17 protein-coding genes and 1 pseudogene are annotated in these 21,901 nt (G+C 74.0%); 8 read left to right on the top strand and 10 right to left on the bottom strand.

From position 1 onward, the window contains the following. The first annotated feature begins 138 nt into the window (after window positions 1–138). Window positions 139–534, top strand: a complete 396-nt coding sequence (locus AB0L25_RS23815) for an STAS domain-containing protein (protein ID WP_500174863.1) — start codon at window positions 139–141, stop codon at window positions 532–534. Window positions 535–538: 4 nt separating this feature from the next. On the opposite strand, the gene AB0L25_RS23810 is transcribed toward AB0L25_RS23815, so the two are convergent. The 5 genes from AB0L25_RS23810 to AB0L25_RS23790 form a co-directional block, all read right to left on the bottom strand. Then, window positions 539–1,333: an SGNH/GDSL hydrolase family protein gene (locus tag AB0L25_RS23810; RefSeq protein ID WP_500174862.1), complete on the bottom strand. Its 795-nt coding sequence runs from the start codon at window positions 1,331–1,333 to the stop codon at window positions 539–541. Between the two features lie 383 nt (window positions 1,334–1,716). Next, complete coding sequence (locus AB0L25_RS23805) at window positions 1,717–2,346, bottom strand: GTP-binding protein (RefSeq protein WP_026400462.1); 630 nt, start codon at window positions 2,344–2,346, stop codon at window positions 1,717–1,719. A gap of 34 nt (window positions 2,347–2,380) precedes the next feature. Then, window positions 2,381–2,842, bottom strand: coding sequence for a DUF742 domain-containing protein (locus AB0L25_RS23800; protein WP_500174861.1), 462 nt, complete (start codon window positions 2,840–2,842; stop codon window positions 2,381–2,383). Window positions 2,843–2,872: 30 nt separating this feature from the next. After that, window positions 2,873–3,313, bottom strand: coding sequence for a roadblock/LC7 domain-containing protein (locus tag AB0L25_RS23795; RefSeq protein WP_026400464.1), 441 nt, complete (start codon window positions 3,311–3,313; stop codon window positions 2,873–2,875). After that, complete coding sequence (locus tag AB0L25_RS23790; RefSeq protein WP_500174859.1) at window positions 3,310–6,765, bottom strand: sensor histidine kinase; 3,456 nt, start codon at window positions 6,763–6,765, stop codon at window positions 3,310–3,312. The genes AB0L25_RS23795 and AB0L25_RS23790 overlap by 4 nt, the downstream gene beginning before the upstream one ends. A gap of 452 nt (window positions 6,766–7,217) precedes the next feature. Between AB0L25_RS23790 and AB0L25_RS23785 the strand changes: the two genes are divergently transcribed. The 5 genes and pseudogenes from AB0L25_RS23785 to AB0L25_RS23765 all read left to right on the top strand — a co-directional run bounded on the left by AB0L25_RS23785 (window position 7,218) and on the right by AB0L25_RS23765 (window position 12,577). Continuing rightward, a complete protein-coding gene (locus tag AB0L25_RS23785) occupies window positions 7,218–8,195 on the top strand; it encodes an ABC transporter substrate-binding protein (protein WP_500174858.1) in 978 nt (325 codons plus the stop codon). An 11-nt stretch (window positions 8,196–8,206) separates the two neighbouring features. Further along, window positions 8,207–8,983 (top strand): ABC transporter permease, encoded by a 777-nt coding sequence (locus AB0L25_RS23780; protein ID WP_500174857.1) that lies wholly within the window; start codon window positions 8,207–8,209, stop codon window positions 8,981–8,983. After that, on the top strand, window positions 8,980–9,783 hold the full coding sequence (locus AB0L25_RS23775; protein ID WP_500174856.1) for an ABC transporter permease: 804 nt from the start codon (window positions 8,980–8,982) through the stop codon (window positions 9,781–9,783). Before AB0L25_RS23780 ends, AB0L25_RS23775 begins: the two co-directional genes overlap by 4 nt. A 40-nt stretch (window positions 9,784–9,823) precedes the next feature. Continuing rightward, window positions 9,824–10,573 (top strand): annotated as a pseudogene (locus tag AB0L25_RS23770) (ABC transporter ATP-binding protein); the annotation flags it as partial. A gap of 744 nt (window positions 10,574–11,317) precedes the next feature. Further along, on the top strand, window positions 11,318–12,577 hold the full coding sequence (locus AB0L25_RS23765; RefSeq protein WP_500174855.1) for a flavin-dependent oxidoreductase: 1,260 nt from the start codon (window positions 11,318–11,320) through the stop codon (window positions 12,575–12,577). Window positions 12,578–12,596: 19 nt separating this feature from the next. Here the strand turns inward: AB0L25_RS23765 and AB0L25_RS23760 are convergent, their stop codons facing one another. The 5 genes from AB0L25_RS23760 to AB0L25_RS23740 all read right to left on the bottom strand — a co-directional run bounded on the left by AB0L25_RS23760 (window position 12,597) and on the right by AB0L25_RS23740 (window position 19,542). Continuing rightward, window positions 12,597–14,222, bottom strand: a complete 1,626-nt coding sequence (locus AB0L25_RS23760; protein ID WP_500174879.1) for a bifunctional 3'-5' exonuclease/DNA polymerase — start codon at window positions 14,220–14,222, stop codon at window positions 12,597–12,599. A 109-nt stretch (window positions 14,223–14,331) separates the two neighbouring features. After that, a complete protein-coding gene (locus AB0L25_RS23755) occupies window positions 14,332–14,829 on the bottom strand; it encodes a DUF4234 domain-containing protein (protein WP_500174854.1) in 498 nt (165 codons plus the stop codon). A gap of 90 nt (window positions 14,830–14,919) precedes the next feature. Continuing rightward, window positions 14,920–16,455: a metallophosphoesterase family protein gene (locus AB0L25_RS23750; RefSeq protein WP_500174853.1), complete on the bottom strand. Its 1,536-nt coding sequence runs from the start codon at window positions 16,453–16,455 to the stop codon at window positions 14,920–14,922. A 601-nt stretch (window positions 16,456–17,056) separates the two neighbouring features. Beyond that, window positions 17,057–17,953, bottom strand: coding sequence for a diacylglycerol/lipid kinase family protein (locus AB0L25_RS23745; RefSeq protein ID WP_500174852.1), 897 nt, complete (start codon window positions 17,951–17,953; stop codon window positions 17,057–17,059). Window positions 17,954–17,955: 2 nt separating this feature from the next. Further along, window positions 17,956–19,542: an FAD-binding oxidoreductase gene (locus tag AB0L25_RS23740; protein WP_500174878.1), complete on the bottom strand. Its 1,587-nt coding sequence runs from the start codon at window positions 19,540–19,542 to the stop codon at window positions 17,956–17,958. A 59-nt stretch (window positions 19,543–19,601) separates the two neighbouring features. Here AB0L25_RS23740 and AB0L25_RS23735 point away from each other — a divergent pair, with 59 nt between their 5' ends. Both AB0L25_RS23735 and AB0L25_RS23730 read left to right on the top strand, forming a co-directional pair. Continuing rightward, window positions 19,602–20,210: a TetR/AcrR family transcriptional regulator gene (locus AB0L25_RS23735; protein ID WP_500174851.1), complete on the top strand. Its 609-nt coding sequence runs from the start codon at window positions 19,602–19,604 to the stop codon at window positions 20,208–20,210. A gap of 103 nt (window positions 20,211–20,313) precedes the next feature. Next, window positions 20,314–21,855 (top strand): glycerol-3-phosphate dehydrogenase/oxidase, encoded by a 1,542-nt coding sequence (locus tag AB0L25_RS23730; protein WP_500174850.1) that lies wholly within the window; start codon window positions 20,314–20,316, stop codon window positions 21,853–21,855. Window positions 21,856–21,901: the final 46 nt, after the last annotated feature.

Below are 21,901 nucleotides of genomic sequence, written 5' to 3'. Positions count from 1 at the left end.
GCACGTCTGGTGAGCACCCTATGACCCCGGTGACGCCCGACACACCCGCCCGCGACATGCCCGGTCCGCGCGGACTGGTGCGAGAATTTGTCATGTGTAAAGTAAATGTCGGCATCGAACCGAAGGAGGAGGGACCGCGTGCGACCGCTCGAAGTCACCGCCCGCACCGAGAACGGGCGCGCCGTCGTCCGGTTGTGCGGCGAGCTGGACATCGCCACCGCCGACACGCTGCGCCGCGGCCTGCGCGACGCGCGGCGCGACCACGGCGACGATCTCGTCCTCGACCTCAGCGACCTCGAGTTCATGGACTCGGGCGGCCTGTCGGTCATCGTGGCCTGCTACAAGGCGGCGGCCGCCGCCGGCGGCGGCGTGACGCTGGCCGCGCCGCGGCCGGTGATCCGCCGCGCGCTGGAGATCACCGGCCTGCACCGCCGGATGCCCGTCCACGGCACGCTGCGCGAGGCCCTCGCCGGGACGCCGGACGGCGACGGCGCTCCGAACACCCGGAGCGCCGCCCACGCCGATCCGGCCTGAGCCGTCAGAGCGGCAGCGGCGTGGGCCGCTTGGGATCGCGGCCGTCCCCGGACGACCGTCCGGTCACCCGCCGGCCGATCCACGGCAGGAGGTAGGCGCGCGCCCAGTGCAGGTCCTCGCGCCGGGACGTGAGCCAGTCGGCCCCCTCGAACGGCGGCCAGGGCTCGCGCCAGTCGCCCTCCACCGGCAGCCCGATCACCTCCGCGACGCGCAGCGCCATGCGGCGATGCCCCTCCGGCGACAGGTGCAGCCGGTCCTCGAACCACGCCCGGGGGTCGTCGAACACCCGCAGCGACCACAGGTCGACGACCGTGCACCCGCGCCGGTCGGCGATGGCCCGCAGGTGCATGTTGTAGGTGGCGCCCTTCCCCCGGATGCGCCGCCCGTTGCGCAGCCCGCGCGGGTCGAACCCCGTGAAGACCACCACACGCGAACCGGTGGCGCGCAGCCGCCGCACGGCGTCGTCGAACACCACCGCGAGCGCGTCCGGGTCGGCGCCGGGCCGCAGGATGTCGTTGCCGCCCGCGCAGAAGGTCACGAGGTCGGGGTCCATCTCGACGGCTAGCGGGACCTGGTCGTCGACGATCTGGCGCACCAGCTTGCCGCGCACCGCGAGGTTGGCGTACCGCAGCCCCGGATTCCGCGCGGCGATGTGCTCGGCGAGCCGGTCCGCCCAGCCGCGGAACCGGTCGTCCTCGCCGGGGTAGGGGTCGTTCAGTCCTTCGGTGAAGCTGTCCCCGAGGGCGACGTACGTGCGGATCCCGCCCGCCGCCCCCGACGCTGAATCATGTTCGATCACGTCGAACAATGATGCATCGTACACACGACCTACGCGACCGTAGGAACCCCCGATGTGAACGAACAAACACGACCGCCCACAACCACGGAGTCACCCCGAGCCCGACCAACGACACCCGACCGCGTGTCCCACCCCACGACGAACTTCCGGGGGGCGAACCCCCGAACAAACCAAGCCAACCGCCCACAGCCACGCATCACGCTTCGCGCGGCCGGAGGCGCCCCGGCGCCGGAGGTCGCGCGAAGCGACGGGGACGGCGACCGCAGCGTGCGTACGACAGACGCACGGAACCGGTGGCCTTGCAACAGCACGCGAGGATCGCCGTCCCCGCGGCGGGGGTTCCAGGGGGTCGCCCCCCTGGGAAATCACGCCCCCCTGGGAAATCACGTCCAGCTGGGGGAGGACGTGCCGAGGGGGCCGGCCGGCGGCGCGGGCGGGGCGGGCGGGGCGGCGGGCTGCGCGTGGGCGCCGGCCGTGGCGTGCACCGTCATCGCGTGCTGCACCAGCGTGATCAGCACCTGCTTGGTGGACTCGCGGCTGCGCGCGTCGCACTGCACGATCGGGACGTGCGCGCTGATCGACAGGGCGTCGCGGATGTCCTCGATCGCGTACTGGAACTCCCCGTGGAACCCGTTGACGCCGACGACGAACGGCAGCCCGAGCTCCTCGAAGTAGTCCACGGCGGCGAAGCAGTCCTCGAGCCGGCGGGTGTCGACGAGCACCACCGCGCCGATGGCGCCGCGCACCAGGTCGTCCCACATGAACCAGAACCGGTGCTGCCCGGGGGTGCCGAACAGGTACAGGATCAGCTCGCTGTCGAGCGACACGCGGCCGAAGTCCATCGCGACGGTCGTGGTGGTCTTGTCCGGGACGGCCGACAGGTCGTCGACGTCCGCGGACGCGGCCGTCATCACCGCCTCCGTGGTGAGCGGCATGATCTCCGAGACCGAGCCCACGAAGGTCGTCTTGCCGACGCCGAACCCGCCGCCGACGACGATCTTGACCGAGGTCAGCTCGGCCTCGCCGGCGGGCGGGCCGGGGACCTGGTCAGAGCTTCCGAAGGCCACTGAGCACCCTTTCTAGCAGGCGGATGTCCGGCTGACCGCCGGCGGTGGTGGAGGGCTGCGACTGGTGCAGGCGCAGCAGGCCCTCGACGGCCATGTCGGCGACCAGGACGCGCGCCACCCCGAGCGGGATGCGCAGCAGCGCCGACACCTCGGCCACCGAACGCGCCTGCCGGCACAGGTCCATGATCGCCCGGTACTCCGGGGTCAGCACGGCCACGTCCCGGGGCGGGTAGGGGGCGGCGGTGACCAGGGCCTCGATGGCCAGGTCGTACCGCGGCTTCGTCCGCCCGCCGGTGACGGCGTACGGGCGCACCAGTGAGCTGGACTCGCCGTCGTCCTCCTGCGCGGGCGCCCGCCCCGGCATCGGACGCGGCGGCCGGGGCTCGCCCGGCCAGCCGCCGGGGCCGCCGGGGCCGCCTCCGTAGGGACTGCCTCGATCCATGTCGCTGACCTCCGTCAGAGTCAGTCAGGGTCAGTAGCGGGCGGGCCCGGCGCCCATCTCGGTCACGGACGGCCCGTGCGGCTCGGCCTGCCCGCGCAGCGCCGGGCTCAGCACGCGGCCGACCCGCTCCACCAGGAGCGTCATCTCGTACGCGACCAGGCCGAGGTCGCAGTCGGGGGCCGCGAGCACGGCGAACACCGATCCGTTGGTGATCGACATGACGAACAGCAGCCCGCGGTCCATCTCCACGACCGTCTGGTTCACGCCGCCCGCGTCGAAGATCTTCGCGGCGCCCTGCGTGAGGCTCATCAGGCCGGACGCGATCGCCGAGAGCTGGTCCGCGCGCTCCGGCGGGAAGCCCGCCGAGTACGCCATCGGCAGGCCGTCCGAGGAGACAACGACGGCGTGCGCGACCTTCGGGACACGGTCCGCGAAGTTCGTCACCAACCAGTTGAGATCCTGCCCGCTCACCGAGCGCCTCCTGTCTCGCCGTCGTCCTGTGACGGCGCCTCACCTGACGTGCCTCCGCCGCGAGTTTCGGTGCGGCCCCGATTGACGCCGCGCTGCAGGCTCGCGAAGCGGTTGCGTACGACGTCGGCCGACTGGCCGAGTCCCTGCTGCTCCTCCGGCCGGCCCTGCGCCGGAGCGTCCTGGACGGGCGCGCCCTGGGCGGCGCCCGGCTGCTGCGGCGGACGGCCCGCGGTCGGGTCCGCCGTCGGCACGGTGGGCGGCTGGAGCGTCCCGCCCGGTTTGCCGACGGCGCCCGGCACCCTGTTCTTGCCGGGCACCCGCTTGGGCAGCCCGACCGCCGTGCGCTTTTCCGCCACGGGCTCGCGGGCGGCCTCGGCGGCGCGGAACCCCGCGTCCGCCGGGGACTCCCAGCCCTTCACCGGATCCTCGTTCACCATCTCCCCCGACCTGCGCTGGAACCATTCCGACTGCATCGCGTCGAAGATCGGTGAGCGCTCGGGGACCCGCGGCGGCCCGGCGGGGGGCTGCGGCGGCGCGGGCGGGGACGGTCGCGGTCCCGGCGCGCTCTGCGGCGGCGCGGCGGGGGCCTGCGCCGGACGGTCGAACATCGACGGTTCGGGTGCGGGCCGCTCGGGGACGGCGTCCTCGGCCGCGCGCGGGCCGGGGCGGCCCTGCGGCGCCGGGGCGTCCGGCCGTGCGGGCTCCGCCGGGGCGCGGTCGGCGGGCTCGCCCCACGCGGTGTCGCCGGGGGCGCCCCAGCCGCTCTCGGCCCGGGCGGGTTCGCCGCCGTGCGCCGCGCCGTTCAGGGAGCCGTCGGCGATCGTGGCGTCCGCCGGTCCGCCGAACGGCTCGCCGTACTGGTCGCCGAGCTGGTCGAGCGGGCCCGTCTCCCAGGGGATGTGCCGCGCCGACCGGGGTTCGGGCACCATCGGCTGCGCCTCGGGGACGACCGGCTCGGGGCCGCCCGGACGGCCGCCGGCGTCGTCGCGTCCCGGCTCGTCGGGCCGCTGCTCGAAGGGCCGGTCGAAGGGCTGCTCGGCGGGCTGCTCCGCCGGCCGCTCGCCGCGCGGCTCGAACAGGCCGTTGCCGCCGTCGTCGCCGGCGGGACGTCCCGGCAGCTGGGCGCCCGGCCGCCGGACCGGCAGCTCGCCGGGGCGCCGCGGCGGCTCCTGGTCGTCCGGGCGCCACTCCTCGGTGGGCCGCTCGGACGGGTGCCGGGACGCGGGCTCGTCCGCGGGGACGCGCGGGAGCGGGCCGGTGCCGGGCCGGGCGGCGTGCGCGCCGGTCCCGCCCACGGGACCGAACGGCCCGGAGTCGTTCATCGTCGGCTGGGGGCCGGTGGCGCCGCGCAGCGGGCGCAGCGGGCCGGTGCCGCCGACCATCGGGTGCGAGCCGCTGCCGGCGGGGCCGCCCAGGCCGAGCGCGGGGGTGCCGCCCGTGCCGGGCCCCTCCTGCTGGAAGGCGCCGGTGGCGCCGACGGCGGGCGCCTCGGCGGGCGCGGTGAGGGTGGCCAGCGGGCCCTGCTCGGCGGCCTCCCGGCCGGGCAGGCCGCGGGCGCCGATGCCGCCGGACTCGCCGGGGCTGATGACGGCGTCCGGCAGGACGACGAACGCGGTGAGGCCGCCGCCCTGCGCGGCGCGCAGCTCGACGCGGATGCCGTGCCGGACGGCGAGGCGGCCGACCACGAACAGGCCCATGCGGCGCGCGGCGCCGAAGTCGATGACGGGCGGGTTCGCCAGCCGCCAGTTGGCCTGCTCCAGCTCCTCGGGCGACATGCCGACGCCGTTGTCGGTGATCTGCAGCATCGAGCCGCCGCCGCTGAGCAGCTGCCCCGACACCGTCACCTTGGTGTGCTCGGACGAGAAGGTCGTCGCGTTCTCGATGAGCTCGGCCAGCAGGTGGACGAGGTCGTTGACGGCGGGTCCGGCGACGGTCATGTCGCCCTGGACGCGCAGCGAGACCCGCTCGTACTGCTCGACCTCCGACAGCGAGGCGCGGACGACGTCGATGAGCGGGACGGGCTTGCGCCACCGGCGGACCTGCTCCTGCCCGCCGAGGACCAGCAGGTTCTCGTTGTTGCGGCGCATGCGGGTGGCGAGGTGGTCGAGCCGGAACAGGTTGCCGAGCTGCTCCTCGTCCCGCTCGCTCTGCTCCAGTTCCTCGATGAGGCGGAGCTGGCGCTCGATGAGCGACTGGCTGCGGCGTGAAAGGTTGACGAACATCGCGTTGATGTTGCCTCGCAGGACGGCCTCGTCGGCCGCCAGCCGGACCGCCTCGCGGTGGACCTCGTCGAACGCGCGCGCGACCTGGCCGATCTCGTCGCGGGAGTCGACGTCGATCGGTTCGACCTCGATCCCGCCGGCCGCGGCCTCCGGGTCGCGGAGCCGCTCGACCAGGCCGGGCAGCCGGGTGCCGGCGACTTCCAGCGCGCCCGTCTGCAGGCGGCGCAGCGGGAGGACCAGCGAGCGGGCGACGATGAGGACGAGCGCGACGACGATCGCGAGGACGAGGAACAGCAGCACCGCGTCGCGGACCGCGTCCATCTGCGCGCCGGACCGGGCGGCGTCGGCGTCCTCCGCCAGGTCGGCGGCGATGTTCTGCTCGACCGTCCGCAGCCGGTCCACCCGCGCGGACGAGTCGCTCACCCAGTCCTTGGCGGCGTTCGCGCTGAACTTCACCAACAGGTTCGTGGTGGCGTCGGCGCGCGCCAGCACCAGGATCCGGGTGTACTCGGCCTGGTCGAGCTCGGGGCCGGTGACGGTGTCGTCGTAGAGCCGGAGCTGCACGGTCGTGGCGGTGCTGCGGAAGGAGCCGACGCTGGCGTTCAGCTCGGCGCGGGCGTCCTCGACACGGCTGCGCTCCAGCGGCTCGAACCGCTGCTGCCACATGGCGGCGGCGATGAGCGACCGCTCGCGGGACGCGGCGTCCTTGGCGTGCGCGAGGTCGGACAGGGCCAGGGCGCTCTGCGCGATCTCGGGGGTCGGGGCCGTCTGCGAGACGACCTGGTGGAAGTCGCTGAACGCGGAGACGAAGTCGCTGTACCGGTCGATGACGACGCCGGGCGCGAGGCTGCCCGACACCTTGCGCAGCGCGCTCAGGTCGTCGACGCGGTTGAGGACGTTCGTGACGGCGAGGTCGAGCGACTGCGAGCCGGTCTCGACGTCCTGCGCGACGTCCCGCACCTTGCGCGCGGCGGTGTCCACGGCGTCCTGCTGGGCCTTGAGCTCCTCCGGGTTGACGGCGTTGGCGCCGCCGGCGGCCGCGCGGGCCGTCATGTCCCGCTCGCCCTCGACTTCGTGGGTGAGCGCAGTCAACTCCTTACCGAGCGTGGCCAACCGGCCGGTGCGCTCGTAGGCGTCGGCGTTCTCGATCGACTCCGAGACGCGGAGTCCGGCGACGAGCGCGACCGCGACCGTGGGGACCACGATGAGGGCCAGCAGACGCGTCCGCACGCGCCAGTTGCGCAGCCGGAACCGCCCGCCCAGGAAGCCTCTCTTCGGAACGTCTTCGCTGGCAGACGGGCGTTGCTCGGGGGACTGCGGGGCCCCTTCGGCCCCTTCGGCTTTCCGCACTGCCCTCCGCTACCTCTCACTGGGTTGACCGCTCGCGGCGCACGGTGACCTGAATGAGATTCGGGTCGTGTCGCCCACCCGCTCCGCTGCGGACGAGCGCGGAACATTGCAACACAGAGCGACCATCATGGCCAACCCGAATGATCACACAAGTCCGGACTTGTGATGCAGGAGATATCAATGTCACAGCTTGTTTACGCATCTTCACATAAGTCCACGTAAACCTGACATCTCACCCCCAGCGTGTCTACGGTGCGCTACGCTCCCCGCTCGTTGAAAGATCAGCTTTCAGCCCAGCTCATCAAGCTTCCCCCGCATACGGAGCGTTGCGCATGCCAGTCACACACCGTCGCGCGGTCCTCGCCGGCGCGCTCGCCATCGCCGTCGGCCTCACCGGCGCCGCCTGTGGCGGCGAGGACGAGACCGCCTCCGCCAACGGCCTGGAGACCTCCAGGATCACGCTCGGCACGATGACCGTCGCCGACACCGCGCCGGTTCAGCTCGCCATGGAGAAGGGGCTGTTCGAGGCCGAGGGCCTGGAGGTCAAGCTCCAGACCCTCCAGGGCGGCGCCGAGGCCATTCCGAAGCTGAAGAGCGGCGCCCTCGACATCAGCTTCGGCAACTACGTCTCCCTGGTCACCGCATCGGTCAAGGACCCCGGATTCAAGCCCCGGATCGTCGCCGAGGGCTTCCAGAGCGGTCCGAAGACCCACACGCTGATGGTGCGCAAGGACTCCCCGTATCACTCGATCGAGGACCTCAAGGGCAAGAAGATCGGGGTCAACACCAAGCAGAACATCAGCACGCTGATGATCCAGGCGGCCGGGCAGCCGAAGGGCGTGACCTTCAGCGAGGACGACTTCGTCGAGGTGCCGCCGCCGAACATGGAGCAGGCGCTCAAGTCCAAGAGCGTCGACGCCGTCCAGGCCATCGAGCCGTTCGGCACCCAGATGCAGCAGTCGATCGGCGCGCGCATGGTCACGGACCTGTCGAGCGGCCCGACCGCCGACTTCCCGATCGCCGGTTACGCCTCCACGGAGAAGTTCGTGAAGGAGAACCCGAAGACCGTCGCCGCGTTCCAGCGCGCGCTGCAGAAGGCCGCGGGACAGTGCGCCGACCGTAAGGTCGTCCAGGACACCCTGCCGAAGTACGCCAAGATCGACGCCGAGGTCGCCGCGACGATGAGCTACGGCACCTACACCAGCACCCTGAGCGCCGAGCGCCTCCAGCGCGTCCCGGACGTCATGCAGCAGTTCGGCTACATCGACAAGAAGCTCGACATCAAGACCCTCATCGCACAGGTTTCATGAACTCTCGTTTCATGAACATTCGCCGAATCGCGCTGGGCGCGGCCGGCGGTGTCGGGGTGCTCGCGGTTCTGGAGGGCGTCAGCCGTGCCGGCCTCCTGGACCGCGACGCCCTGCCCCCGATGACGACCGTCCTGTCGGAGGCCGCCAAGCTCGCCGTCGACGAGGAGTTCCTCGTCGACGTCGGCGCCTCCCTGCAGGCGTGGCTCGGCGGGCTCGCGCTCGCGGTCCTGGTGGCGGTCCCGCTGGGCGTGCTGCTCGGCTCGGTCCCGCTGCTCGACACCGCGTCGCGGGCCCTGGTCGAGCTGCTCCGTCCGATTCCCTCGGTCGCGCTCATCCCGCTCGCCATCATCCTGTTCGCCGAGCCGCTGCAGATGAAGATGTCGCTCGTCTTCTACGCGTGCCTCTGGCCGATCCTCATCAACACGCTCTACGCGCTCCGCGACGTCGACCCCGTGGCGAAGGAGAGCCTCCGCAGCTTCGGCTTCGGCACCCTGTCGGTGCTGTGGCGGGTGTCCCTGCCGAGCGCCGCGCCGTTCATCGTCACCGGCGTCCGGATCGCCGCGTCCGTCGCCCTCATCGTCGTGATCAGCACCGAGCTGTTCGCCGGCGGCTGGGACGGCATCGGCATCTACCTCTCCGACACCCAGTCGGGCGGCGGCCGCACCGACCTGCTGCTCGCCGGCGCGTTCTGGGCGGGCCTGCTCGGCCTGCTGGCCAACGGCCTGCTGCTGCTCTTCGAGCGGATCGCGTTCCGCTGGAACACCGCGCGGGTGGAGGGGGTCTCGTGAAGGCGCTGAAACTGGGACGCGGAGTCCTCGCGCGCCTGTGGCTCGTCGCCGCCGCGGTCGTGCTGTGGGAACTCGTCACCCGCGCGGTGAACGAGACCTACTTCCCCCCGCCCACGGAGATCGTCCGTACGCTCAAGGACATCTGGTTCTCCGGGCCCGCGTCGCGCCTGTTCCTCTCCGAAGACGCGCTGGAGGACTTCGCCAGCAGCCTGAAGAACCTGTTCATCGGCTGGGCCGCCGCCGGCCTCATCGGCGTGGTGATCGGCGCCGCCATCGGACGGTCCCGCGTCCTGTTCGACATGTTCGACCCGGTGCTGCAGCTCCTGCGGGCGGTCCCGCCGCCCACGCTGCTGCCGTTCTTCATCCTGGTGTTCTCGATCAGCGACACCATGCGGATCGTGACGATCGCGTTCGGCGTGATCTGGCCGGTGCTGCTGAACACCTCCGACGGCGTCCGCTCCGTGGACGCCCTTCAGCTGGAGACCGCGCGGGTCTTCAACGTCTCCCGGTTCCGCCGGATGACGACGATCATCCTCCCGGCGGCCGCGCCGAAGATCTTCGCGGGCCTGCGGGTCGCGCTGTCGTTCGCGCTGATCCTGATGGTGCTGTCCGAGCTGATGGGGAGCACCGTCGGCATCGGGACCGAGCTGCTGGACGCGCAGCGCCAGTTCGAGCTGCCGCGGATGTGGGCCGGCATCGTCATGCTCGGCATCCTCGGGTTCCTGTTCAACGCCGTCTTCATGCTGCTGGAGCGGCGGCTGCTGTCCTGGCACGCCGGCGCCAAGAGGCTCGCGACCTGACGATGTTCCACGTAACGCACACACAGAAAAGGCGGCCGCGATGCTAGAGATCAACGGCCTCACGCACTCCTACGGAGACGGGTTCACCGCTCTCGACTCCCTCGACCTCACGGTCGCGGACGGCGAGCTGCTCAGCATCGTCGGCCCGTCCGGCTGCGGCAAGTCGACCCTGCTGCGCTGCATCGCGGGGCTGATCCGCCCGACCGGTGGGAAGCTCGAGCTGAACGGCAGGCCGATCGACGGCGTGCCGGACGACCTGGCGGTCGTCTTCCAGGACTACAGCCGCTCGCTGTTCCCCTGGCTGACCGTCCGCGACAACGTGGCGCTGCCGCTGCGGCGCCGCGGCAAGTCCCGCGCCGACCGGCGCGCCGCCGCGCAGGAGGCCCTCGAGTCGGTCGGCCTCCCGGACGCGGGCAAGAAGTACCCGTGGCAGCTGTCGGGCGGCATGCAGCAGCGCGTGTCGATCGCCCGCGCGCTCGCCTACCGCCCGTCCCTGCTGCTGATGGACGAGCCGTTCGGCTCGGTCGACGCGCAGACGCGGGAGGACCTGGAGGACCTCGTCCTGAAGGTCCACCGGGACGAGAAGATGACGATCCTGCTCGTCACGCACGACATCGACGAGAGCGTCTACGTCGGCGACCGCGTCGTCGTCCTCAACCGGTCCCCCGCCCGCGTGCACGCCGACCTGCGGGTCGACCTGCCAACCGAGCGCGACCAGATCGAGACCCGCGGGCTGCCCGAGTTCATCCGCCTCAGGGCCGAGGTGGGCCGGCTGGTGCGCGGCGGCGCCAAGGTCGCCGGCGCCGCTCCCGCCAAGGGCATGGGCGCCGACACCGCGGGCGACGGCCCGGTCCGCAAGGGCGACGCCGGCAAGACCGAGCCGTCCGGCACGGCGAAGTCCGACGTCAAGAAGACCGACGTCAAGAAGACCGGCGTCGCGAAGACCGACGTCAAGAAGACCGTCGACGCGAAGACCGACGTCAAGAAGACCGTCGACGCGAAGGCGGACGCCGAGAAGTCCGAGGTCGCGAAGGCGGAGGACAAGAAGGTCGACACCGCGAAGACCGACGCCGAGAAGGCCGAGGCCACGAAGACCGACGCCGCGCCCGCGGGGGCGGCGGAGGAGCGGGACGACGCGAAGGCGAAGAGCGGCGGGTCCGTCGCCAAGGCCGCCGCGAAGAGGACCGGCAAGGACGCCGGCTAGCCCGCGCGCGGCACCGCCGCGACGTCCGCCGAGGATTCCGCCGAGGATTCCGCCGGGACGAACGTGCCCGCCGGCAATGGGGCCGGCGGGAGAACGCCCGGCGGACCGAGGGCGAAGAACGAGCCGGAATCGGACAACGGGCCGAATCCGGATGCCGATTCGGAGATCATGGCGAGGGCGGGCCGGACGCGACGTCCGGTTCGCGGGCCGGGTCCCACGGCGATCCGGCCGGCCAAGGGCCGCCGCCGACAGGGCGGCGATGACACGACCCGGGGGCGGGGCCGCCCACCGACGGTCCCGCCGCTCCCGGGGACCAACGAAGGGCGATTCATGCGCGTACTCATCGTGGGGGCCGGGATCGGCGGGCTCACCACCGCGTTGAGCCTGCACGAGGCGGGGGCGGAACCCGTCATCGTCGACGCCGCGCGGGAGCTGCGCCCGCTCGGCGTCGGCATCAACCTGCTGCCGCACGCCGTCCGGGAGCTGACCGAGCTCGGCCTGGGCGACGACCTCGCCGAGATCGGCATCCCCACCGCCGAGATGGTGCACTTCGACCGGTACGGCGGCCGCATCTGGGGCGAGCCGCGCGGGCGCGACCTCGGCTACAACTGGCCGCAGTACTCGATCCACCGCGGCGAGCTGCAGATGGCCCTGCTCGACGCGGTCCGCAAGCGGCTCGGCGACGGCGCCGTCCGCACCGGCACCGTCTTCGAGGACTTCGAGCAGGACGGCTCCGCGGTGCGGGCCCGGCTGCGCGACCGGGCGTCCGGCGAGGCCGGCACCGAGGAGGCCGACGTGCTCGTCGGCGCCGACGGGCTGCACTCGGCCGTCCGCGCCCGGCTGTACCCGGACGAGCGCGCGCCGCTGTGGAACGGGATCCGGATGTGGCGCGGCGTCGCCGAGGGCGAGCCGTTCCTCACCGGCCGGACCCTCGCGGTCGCGGGCAGCAACGCCACCGCGAAGCTCGTCGTCTACCCGATCTCCCGGCGCGCCGAGCGCCGCGGGAAGGCGCTGCTGAACTGGGTGGCCGAGGTGAAGCTGGCCGACGACCGGCTGGACCGGACCGCCGACTGGAACCGGACGGGCCGGCTCGAGGACGTCCTGCCGCACTTCGCCGACTGGACGTTCGACTGGCTGGACGTCCCCGCGATGCTGCGCGCCACGGACGAGATCCTCGAGTACCCGATGGTCGACCGCGAGCCGCTCGGGCGCTGGACGTTCGGCCGCGTCACCCTGCTCGGCGACGCCGCGCACCCGATGTACCCGATCGGGTCGAACGGCGGTTCGCAGGCCGTCCTGGACGCGCGGGTCCTCGCGCACGAGCTGGCCGCCGCGGGCCCCCTCGACGGCCTGCTCGCCTACGAGCGGGAGCGCCGCGAGAGCGTCAACTCGATCGTGCTGGCCTGCCGGGACATGCCCGCCGACCGGGTGCTGCACACGGTCAGCGAGCGCGCCCCGGAGGGGTTCACCGCGATCGAGGAGGTGCTCGCGCCGGAGGAGCTCAAGACGATCACCAGCGCGTACCGGCAGACGTCGTTCTCCGACGTGGACGCGCTGAACTCGCGCCCGTCCTACACGGCGGCGCGCTGACCCGGCCGCCGGCCGCGGGTCATTTCGCCTCGGAGTAGCGGTCCACGACCGCGATCTCCATCGGGAACACGACGGGCGTGCCGCCGAACAGCAGGCGGCGCGCCTCGTCCGCCGCCGCCCGCACCGCGTCCGCGACGTCCCCCGCCAGGTCCGCGGGCGCGTGCACGATCACCTCGTCGTGCTGGAAGAACACCAGCCGCGGCGGCCCGAGCCCGGTCAGCCGGCGGCGCAGCGCGCCGAGCAGCGCCAGCGCCCAGTCGGCGGTCGCCTGCACCACGAAGTTGCGGGTGAACCTGCCCCGGCTGCGCAGCTCCCGCGCGCCGCCGTCGTCCGAGGTCAGCGCCCGCCAGCCTGCGGACGGCGGCGGGCACGTCCGGCCGAGCAGGGACCGGACGAGCGCGCCCCGCTCGCCCGCGCGGGCGGCCGCCTCGACGTACCCGAACGCGTCGGGGAAGCGTTTCTTCAGCACCCCGAGCAGCTGCACGGCCTCGCCCGTCCCGCCGCCGTACATCGCCGACAGCAGCGCCAGCTTCGCCTTGTCCCGGGCGCTCAGCTCGGGGCCGGCGGTGAACGACTCGGCGAGCGCGGCGTACAGGTCGCCGTGGGCGGCGGCGTCGGCGAACGCCCGGTCGCCGGCGAGGGCGGCGAGGACGCGCGGTTCGAGCTGGGCGGCGTCCGCGACGACCAGCCGCCACCCGGGGTCGGCGACGACCGCCCGCCGGAGCACCCGCGGGATCTGCAGGGCGCCGCCGCCGCTGGTGGCCCACCGCCCGGACACCACCCCGCCGACCACGTACTCCGCGCGGAACCGGCCGTCCTTCACCCACGTGTCGAGCCACGCCCACCCGTGCGCGGTGTGCAGCCGCGCCAGCTCCTTGTACTCCAGCAGCAGCGGCACGGCCGGATGGTCGATCCCCTTCAGGACGTGCGCCCGCGTCGACGGCACCGGCAGGCCCGCCGCCGCGAACGCCTTGAGGATCTGCGCGGGCGAATCGGGGTTGACCCGGCGGCCGAACGCGGCGCCGATGCGGTCGGCGAGGTCCTGCAGCCGGCGCGGCCGCAGCCCGCCCGACGGCCGTGGCCCGAGGAGCTCGGTGAGCAGCGCGTCGTGCTCCTCCGCCGACCACGGCAGCCCGTCGTGGCCCAGTTCGGCGGCGACCAGCGACCCCGCCGACTCCGCCGCCGCGAGCAGCGGGAACCCGTCCAGCTCCGCCATCGCCCGCCGCTGCGCCGCGTGCACCTCGACGATCGCCGCGAGGTCGTCCGGCACGTCCCGGTCGGAGTCGAACAACGACGCCTGCGCCGCCTCCCGGACGGGCGCCGGGTCGGGCGGGACGGGCGCGCCGTGCAGCCGGGCCCGCGCCGCCGCGACCGACCGCGGCTCGCCGTACCGTCCGGCGTGCCCGAGCAGCAGACTCTCGACGAGCTCGAGGTCATGGCACCGCGCCACCCGCACGCCCGCGTCCAGCAGCCGCGGGTACAGCCGCGCGGTGGACGCCCACACCCACCGCGGCTCCGCGTCGCGTTCGGCGGCCGCGATCGCGGCGACCAGGTCGGGCACGGCGCGCGCGGGCCCCGCGGGCGCACCGTCCTCGGCGAGGGGCCGCAGCTCGCCCCCGCCGCCGGGCCCCGCGGCCACCGCCATTCGCACCCGTCCATTCTGGCGCCGCCCACCGACAGAAACGGGTGACCCCTCCGCGACGGGTGGGCGCGGAGGGGTCGGGAGGGGCCAGGGCCGTGGCCCCCAACGGGCGTCAGGCGACGAGCGAGACCTGCTGCTCGGGCGGCGTCCCGCCGTAGCGGTCGACGACCTTGTTGAGCTGGATCTGGTAGTACAGCACCCCGAACCCGATGAGGCCGAGCAGGAAGCCGATGCCGCCGCTGCAGCTCGGGGCCAGCCCCGCGGCGCGCTGCGCCCGGGCGATGCGGCCGCCGAGCTTGACCCACATCACCAGCGGCCAGATGCCGAGGGTCAGGAAGCCGAAGAGCATCGACAGCAGCGCGTTCAGCGCGGAGTCGCCGACCCGCCGGTCGTAGCGGTACAGCTCCGCGTGGACCTTGAAGAACCACACCAGGCCGTAGATGCCGAAGGTGATGATGGGCAGGCCGAGCCAGGCGCCGAGCGGGTTGCGCCGCTTCATGTTGGCGCCGGTGCCGGCGGCGGCGGGCGCCTGCTGCGGCGCCGGGGCGGGCGCGTAGCCGCCCTGGTAGGCCTGCTGTGGTTGGCCCTGCCCCTGCTGGGGGTAACTCATGCACTCTCCTGTGGAAGCCGTTCACCCGTGCGTGATCAAGAACTGTAACGCCCGGCGCGCGGCTCGTGCGACGAGATCGCCGAAGTCGCCCTACCGCAGCGGGATCCGCACCTCGTCCTCGACCGGCGGGAACGTCTCGTGGTCGCCGCACCCCGTCGCCGCGTGGCATCGGATCCGCAGCTCGTCCGCGGTGACGTCGAACCGCAGGAAGCTCTTGAAGAACGGCGGCTCGTCCCAGTCGGCCAGTTCCGACCGGAACCGCTGCGGCAGCTTGCGGACCGGCAGCCGCAGCGCCCCCCGCCGCCGCCGGTCCCCGCGCGGCACTCCCAGCACCCACGCGACGAACCGCGCCCGCAGCGGAACCTCGCGCGCCTCGTACCCCCGGCCGGGTTCGATGCCGAGCCGCCGCCGCACCGCCGCCGTGGCCAACTCCGGCGTGAGGTCGAACAGCTTCGGCAGGTGCAGCCACCGCCCGTACAGCCTGCTGTAACGCGACAGGGAGTCGCCCCGCAGCGGGTAGCAGCGAAACTCGCCCTCCTCGACGAACCGGGTCCGCGGGATCGTGTGGGTCGCGTGCATGAACGCGCCGCCGCCGCCCGCCACGACGTACTGCAGCGGACGCCCGTCCGCCCGCGTCATCGGGTACCGCTGGTAGTTGTGGATGTCGCCGCCGATCGCCGCCACGTAGTTGTGCGCCGGATCGCGGACGATCTCGTCGACCGTCCCCCCGCCCTCGATCGGGCACGGGTGGTGCTCGTCGTCCACGTACAGGGGCTTCCCGGTGACCAGCAGCTTCGGCTTCGGCCCCCCGGACACCCCCCGCAGCCACTCCCCCTGGTCGCGGTCGATCCCGCCCTCGATCCCGGTGTCGACGCCCACGATCCGCAGCGACGGGGTGTCGATCACCCAGTACGGCCCCGGCTGCGCCGACCGCTGCCCCGCCGCGCCCCGGTACGTCCGGCGGGCCTCCGCGACCGCCGCGGCGTCGACGTCCCCCGCCTTCCGCCACAGCGCCCCCGCGAGCCACCCGAACGGCCCGCCCCACTTCGGCGGCGTGCAGTCCATGTCGAGCCCGCAGAACACGTGCAGGAAGCCCCGCAGACCGTCGTACCAGTCGTGGTTCCCCGGCACGGCGAACACCGGGCCCGGGTAGTCCTTGTACGGGCGGAAGAACCGGTCCGGATAGTCGGCGGCCTCGCCCGCCGGGTAGATGACGTCGCTCGCGATGATCATGAAGTCGGTGCCCGCGGCCGCGTTCAGCAGCGGCGGCACCACCGCGTACTGCGAGCGGTCCCCCTCCCCCGTGTCGCCCAGCAGGACGAACGAGAACTCGGGCTCCGGCCGGTGCACGGTGAACGCCGCGGGCGTCCCCCGCTCCCGCAGCGCCGCGACGCAGCGCCGCCGGATCGCGCCCGACGGGTCCCCGAACCACTTCGCGATGACGTCGTTGCGGGACCGCCACAGCACCCGGGGCCGCCGCCATGAGAAGTCCGGCACCCGCTCCGGCAGCAGTTCCCGGAATGTGCCGGGCTTGCGGCATCCCCACCCCGCCCCCGCCTCGGACGTCCGCGAGTTCCCGTCGCCCTCCGCCATGCCGTTCGGACCGGCCGATTCCTCAGCACGCACAGAAGACCTCCGGGGGAAGGGGGCGACACGAGAAGTCTAATTGCGCACCCCCGCTCCGAAGGATCACCGCCCCGAACACCCCGACGTTTCCCAGCCACCCAAGACCCCACCACGATCAACCTCGCCACAGCGTTTCGAGCCGACTCCCACCCCGACCCCCAAATACCGAGGTCATCCACCCCCACCACCGGCACGCCAGCCAGAGCGGACCGGAACCACTGCGATTGCGAGCGAAGCCAGGTTCGAGCGAAGCGAGAACCTGATCGCGCAGCGAGCCCCTGGGCGAGTCGGAGCGATGCAGCAATCGCACGCAAGGCCCGTGGAAGGAAGGCCGCCTCGCGGCCTGACGCCGAGGGCCTTGCAATAAACACGACAGCGTCGGCGCCACCCCCAGAGACGCCGACGCTGTCACGTGGAGGGCGTCCGCGGGAATCATGAGTCCCCCCAGAACGGCGAGCAGTCGCCTTCTCATGATGCGTCCGCAGACGGCCCCAAGGTCCCTTAGCGGGACGTATACGACGCTATCCGGATGGCCGTAATGGCCGTGTAAATCGCCCCAAACGCGGGCCCCAAATCTGCGAGGACCGCACGTATCCGCTGGTCAGGGCGTCGGATCGGGGGCGATGACCTGGAGGGCGCGCGGAAGGACGCGGGCGGTGACGGGCAGGACGCCGGGGAGTTCGCCGTCCGCGCCGTAGGGCAGGGTGCGGCCGGGCGGGCCGGTCAGCTCGATGCGGACCTCCCGGGCACGCAGGACGTCCACCTGGGGGCGCCGGACGTGCGTTCCGGCCTCGAGTTCGCGCATGACGGCGAAGAACAGGGGTTTCGGGGCGGCGCGGACGAGGACGACGTCGAGGAGGCCGTCGTCCACGCGGGCGTCCGGGGCGATGTGCTTGTTGAAGCCGTAGTAGCCGGAGTTGGCGGCGACGACGGTGTAGCCGCGGAACCGGTGCTCGGCGCCGTCCGCGGTGACCAGGTAGTCGGCGGGGCGCCAGGCGAGGATGGCGCGCAGGGCGCCGACGTAGTAGGCGGCGGACCCGCGCAGCAGGCGGGACGCGTTGGCGTTGGCGTTCGCGACGGCGTCGACGCCCGCGTAGACGCTGCCGAGGACGGCGGTGCCGTTGGCCTCGACGGCGTCGACGGCGCGCGGTTCGCCGTCCAGGAGGAGGCGGGCGAGGGCGGCGGGGTCGGACGGGACGCCGAGCTGGCGGGCGAAGTCGTTGCCGCGCCCGGCGGGGACGACGCCGAGGACGGCGCCGGTCCCGGCGAGGGCGCCGCCGACGCGGCCGACCATGCCGTCGCCGCCGACGCCGAGGACGACGCGGCCGGCGTCCGCGGCGGTGCGGGCGAGGTCGGCGGCGTGGTCGAGGCCGCGGCTGTACTCGACGGCGAGGTCGGCGCCGGCGTCGCGCAGGGCGCGGGCGAGCGGGACGAGCGAGGCGGCGGACGCCGCGCCCCCGGCGGCGGGGTTGACGACGGCGGTGAAGGCGCGCGGCACGGTCACTCCCCGGCCGGCGGGATCAGGACGCCGGGGTTGAGGATCCCGGCCGGGTCGAGGCGGTCCTTGACGGCGCGCAGGACGGCGGCGCCGAGGGGGCCGATCTCGCGTTCGTACCAGTCGCGGTGGTCGGTGCCGACGCCGTGGTGGTGGCTGATCGTCCCGCCCGCGTCGATGATGGCGTCATTGGCGGCGCGCTTCGCCTTGTCCCAGTGCGGCAGGGGGTCCTCGCCCTGGGCGGAGACGACCGTGAAGTAGAGGGACGCGCCCGAGTGGTAGACGTGCGAGATGTGGCACATGACGAGGGGCGGCGTGCCGGAGCCGGACAGGGTGCCGATGAGGGCGTTGCGGACGGCCTCGTACAGGTCGGGGATCCGCGACCAGAAGCCGGCGGTCTCCAGCGTCTCGACGAACGCGCCGACGTCCAGCAGGGAGTCGCGCAGGTAGGGGGCGTCGAAGCGGCCGTGCGCCCATTTCTCGCCGGGCGCGGCGCCGAGGGGTTCGCCGCCCGCGGCGCGCAGCACGCCGACGGCGCGGGCGCGCCGGTCGGCGACCTGCGCGGCGGTCCCCTCGAAGCCGAGGACGGCGAGGCAGCCGGCGGTGGAGCCGGCGCCGATCGCGGCCGGGTCGGCGAGGCCGATCATGGTCTCGGTCTCGTCGGAGAGGCGCAGGACGGCGGGGGTGGGGCCGTCCTGGGCCAGACGGCGGAGCGCGGCGGCCCCTTCGGCGAACGTCCGGAACCGCCATCCCTCGTGGGCGCGCTCCGGGGGGATCGGGTGGATCCGGACGGTCACCGCGGTGATCACGCCGAAGGCGCCCTCCGAGCCGAGGACGAGCTGGCGCAGGTCGGGCCCGGCGGCGGACTTGGGGGCGCGGCCGAGGTCGAGGGTGCCCTCGGGGGTGGCGACGGTGAGCCCGAGCACCATGTCGTCGAACCGGCCGTACCCGGCGGACGCCTGCCCGCTGGACCGCGCGGCGGCGAATCCGCCGATCGTCGCCCATTCGTACGATTGGGGGAAGTGCCCGAGCGTGTACCCGTGCTCGGCGAGCAGGGCCTCGGCGTCGGGCGCCCGCAGGCCGGGCCGCAGGACGGCGGTGCGCGACTCGTCGTCGATCGACACGAGGTCGGCCATCCGGCGCAGGTCGAGGGCGACGAACCGGTCGACGCCCTGCGGCGCGAGCCCGCCGACGACGGACGTCCCCCCGCCGAACGGGACGACCGCGATCCGGTGGGCGGTGCAGACCCGCAGGACGGCGAGGACCTCGTCGTGCCCGCCCGGCAGGACGACCGCGTCGGGCGCGGCGGACGTCTCGCCCGCGCGCACACGCATCAGGTCGGGCGTCGACTTGCCGCGCGTGTGCCGGACGCGGGTCTCGGCGTCGGTGCGGACGTGTTCGGCGCCGCCCGCGGCTTCGGCGAGCGCGGCGAGCTCCACGGCGTCCAGCCGGGGCTCGGCGGGCGCGATCCCGGCGAGGTCGACGGGGCGCGCGTCGTGGGTCCGCACGCCGAGCATGTCCCGCAGCAGCCCGACGACGGGTTCGGGCAGCGGCGCCGCCCGGTCGGGGTCCCCCCAGCCGCTCCACCGCATGTCGCGCGCGTCCACCCTGCCTCCCGGCTGTCCGTTCCGTGTGGCTTACACTGTGACACATGACGTCGAATCGTCACAATGGGACCGGCGCCCGGACCGCCGACGACACCGTCCTGGACGCCGCCCGAGACTGCGTCCTCGCGGTCGGCGTGCGCCGGACGACGCTGACCGACATCGCCCGCCGCGCCGGCGTCTCGCGGATGACGCTGTACCGCCGCTGGCCGGACGTCCGCACGATCGTCGCCGACCTGATGACCCGCGAGTGGGTGCAGATCGGCGCCGCCGTGCAGCCGCCCGACGACGGCCGTCCGGTGCGCGAGCGGCTCGTGGACGGCCTGGTCGAGGGCGTCCGCGCGTTCCGCGGCCACCCGCTGCTCCGCAAGATCGTCGATGTGGACCCCGAACTGCTGCTCCCCTATGTCCTGGACCGCCTCGGCGCCAGCCAGCGGGCGTTCCTGGAGCTGTTCGAGGAGGCGATCGCCGCCGGGCACGCCGACGGCACGATCCGTCCCGGCCACCCCGCACGCCAGGCGCGCGCGCTGCTGCTGGTCGTCCAGTCCTACGGGCTGTCGGGCCGCACCGTGATCGACGAGGACGACCCCGACCTGACGGCGGCCGCGTTCGACACCGAACTCCGCGACGCCCTCGACCGCCTCCTCGCCCCGTGACCGCTCCACGCGGCGGCACGTCCGTTCGCGAACACCACCGAACCGCTCTCGCTGGGTCGCACCGCACGCCACAGAACCGCACGCCAACAGGAGGACTCACGCCATGACCGACGCACCCGGACGATCGTCGCTGAACCGGGAGCGGCGCGCGCGGGAGCTGGCGGCGCTGCCCGGCGAGGTCGTGGACGTCCTGGTCGTCGGGCTCGGCGCCACGGGGGCCGGGGCGGCGCTGGACGCGGCGTCGCGGGGGCTGTCGGTCGCCGCGATCGACGCGCACGACCTGGCGTTCGGGACGTCGCGGTGGAGCTCGAAGCTGATCCACGGCGGGCTGCGCTACCTGGCGTCCGGGCAGGTGGACGTGGCGCACGAGAGCGCGGTCGAGCGGGGGACGCTGCTGACCCGGACGGCCCCGCACCTGGTGGCCGCGCAGCCGTTCGTCCTGCCGCTGACGCCGCTGGTGCCGCGCACGCACGCGCTGGTGACCCGGGCCGGGCTGCACGCCGGGGACGTGCTGCGGACGGCCGCGCGCACGCCGCGGGCGGCGCTGCCGCGCCCCCGGCGGCTGTCGGCGGTGGAGACGCTGCGGGCCGCGCCGGCGCTGCGCCGGCTGGGGCTGCGCGGCGGGCTGCTGTCCTGGGACGGGCGGCTCGCCGACGACGCGCGCCTGGTCACGGCGATCGCGCGGACGGCGGCCGCGCACGGCGCCCGGATCCTGACCCGGTGCCGCGCGGTGGCGCTGGCCGGGGACGGCGCGCTCGTCCGCGACGAGGAGACCGGGCGGGAGTTCACCGTGCGGGCGCGCGCCGTGATCAACGCCGCGGGCGTGTGGGCGGGCGGCCTCGTGGACGGGGTGCGGCTGCGGCCGTCGCGCGGGACGCATCTGGTCGTGCGGCCGGAGGCGCTGCCGGGGCGGGCGGGGATGCAGATCCCGGTGCCGGGCGAGTTCGGCCGGTTCCTGCTGGTGCTGCCGCAGGAGGACGGCCGGGTCTACGTGGGGCTGACGGACGAGCCCGTCGACGGGCCGGTCCCGGACGTGCCCGAGCCGTCGCCCGGCGAGATCGGGTTCCTGCTGGACGTGCTGGGCGCGGCGCTCGAGGTGCCGGTGCGGCCGGCGGACGTGGTCGGCGCGTTCGCCGGGCTGCGCCCGCTGCTGGACACGGGCGCGGGCGGGGGGACGGCCGACCTGTCGCGGCGGCACGCGGTGCTGGCGTCGCGGGAGGGGGTCGTGACGGTCGTCGGCGGCAAGCTGACCACCTACCGGCGGATGGCGCAGGACGCCGTGGACGCCGCCGTGGCGGCCCGCGGGCTCGCGGCCGGGCCGTGCCGCACCACGCGGATCCCGCTCGTCGGGGCGGCGCCGCCGGACCGGCTCGCGCGGCTGGACGCGCCGCAGCGGCTCGTCCGCCGGTACGGGACGGAGGCGCCGCTGCTGGCGGCGCTCGGCGCGGACGATCCCGCGCTGCTGGAGCCCGTGGTCCCGGGGCTGCCGGTGCTGGGCGCCGAACTGGCGTGGGCCGTCCGGCACGAGGGGGCGCTGGACGCGGGCGACGTCCTGGACCGGCGGACCCGCATCGGGCTCGTGGCCGCCGACCGCGCGGCCGCGCTCCCGGCGGCCGAGGCGCTGACCAGGGCTTCCACCGGGTGATACGGCGGCCCCGGCGGGTATGACGTTCACCACCATCGCTGGCCCC

It is taken from the genome of Spirillospora sp. NPDC052242, from assembly GCF_040679555.1.
GTDB lineage: Bacteria > Actinomycetota > Actinomycetes > Streptosporangiales > Streptosporangiaceae > Spirillospora.
This window is presented reverse-complemented; position numbering and strand designations above follow the sequence as displayed.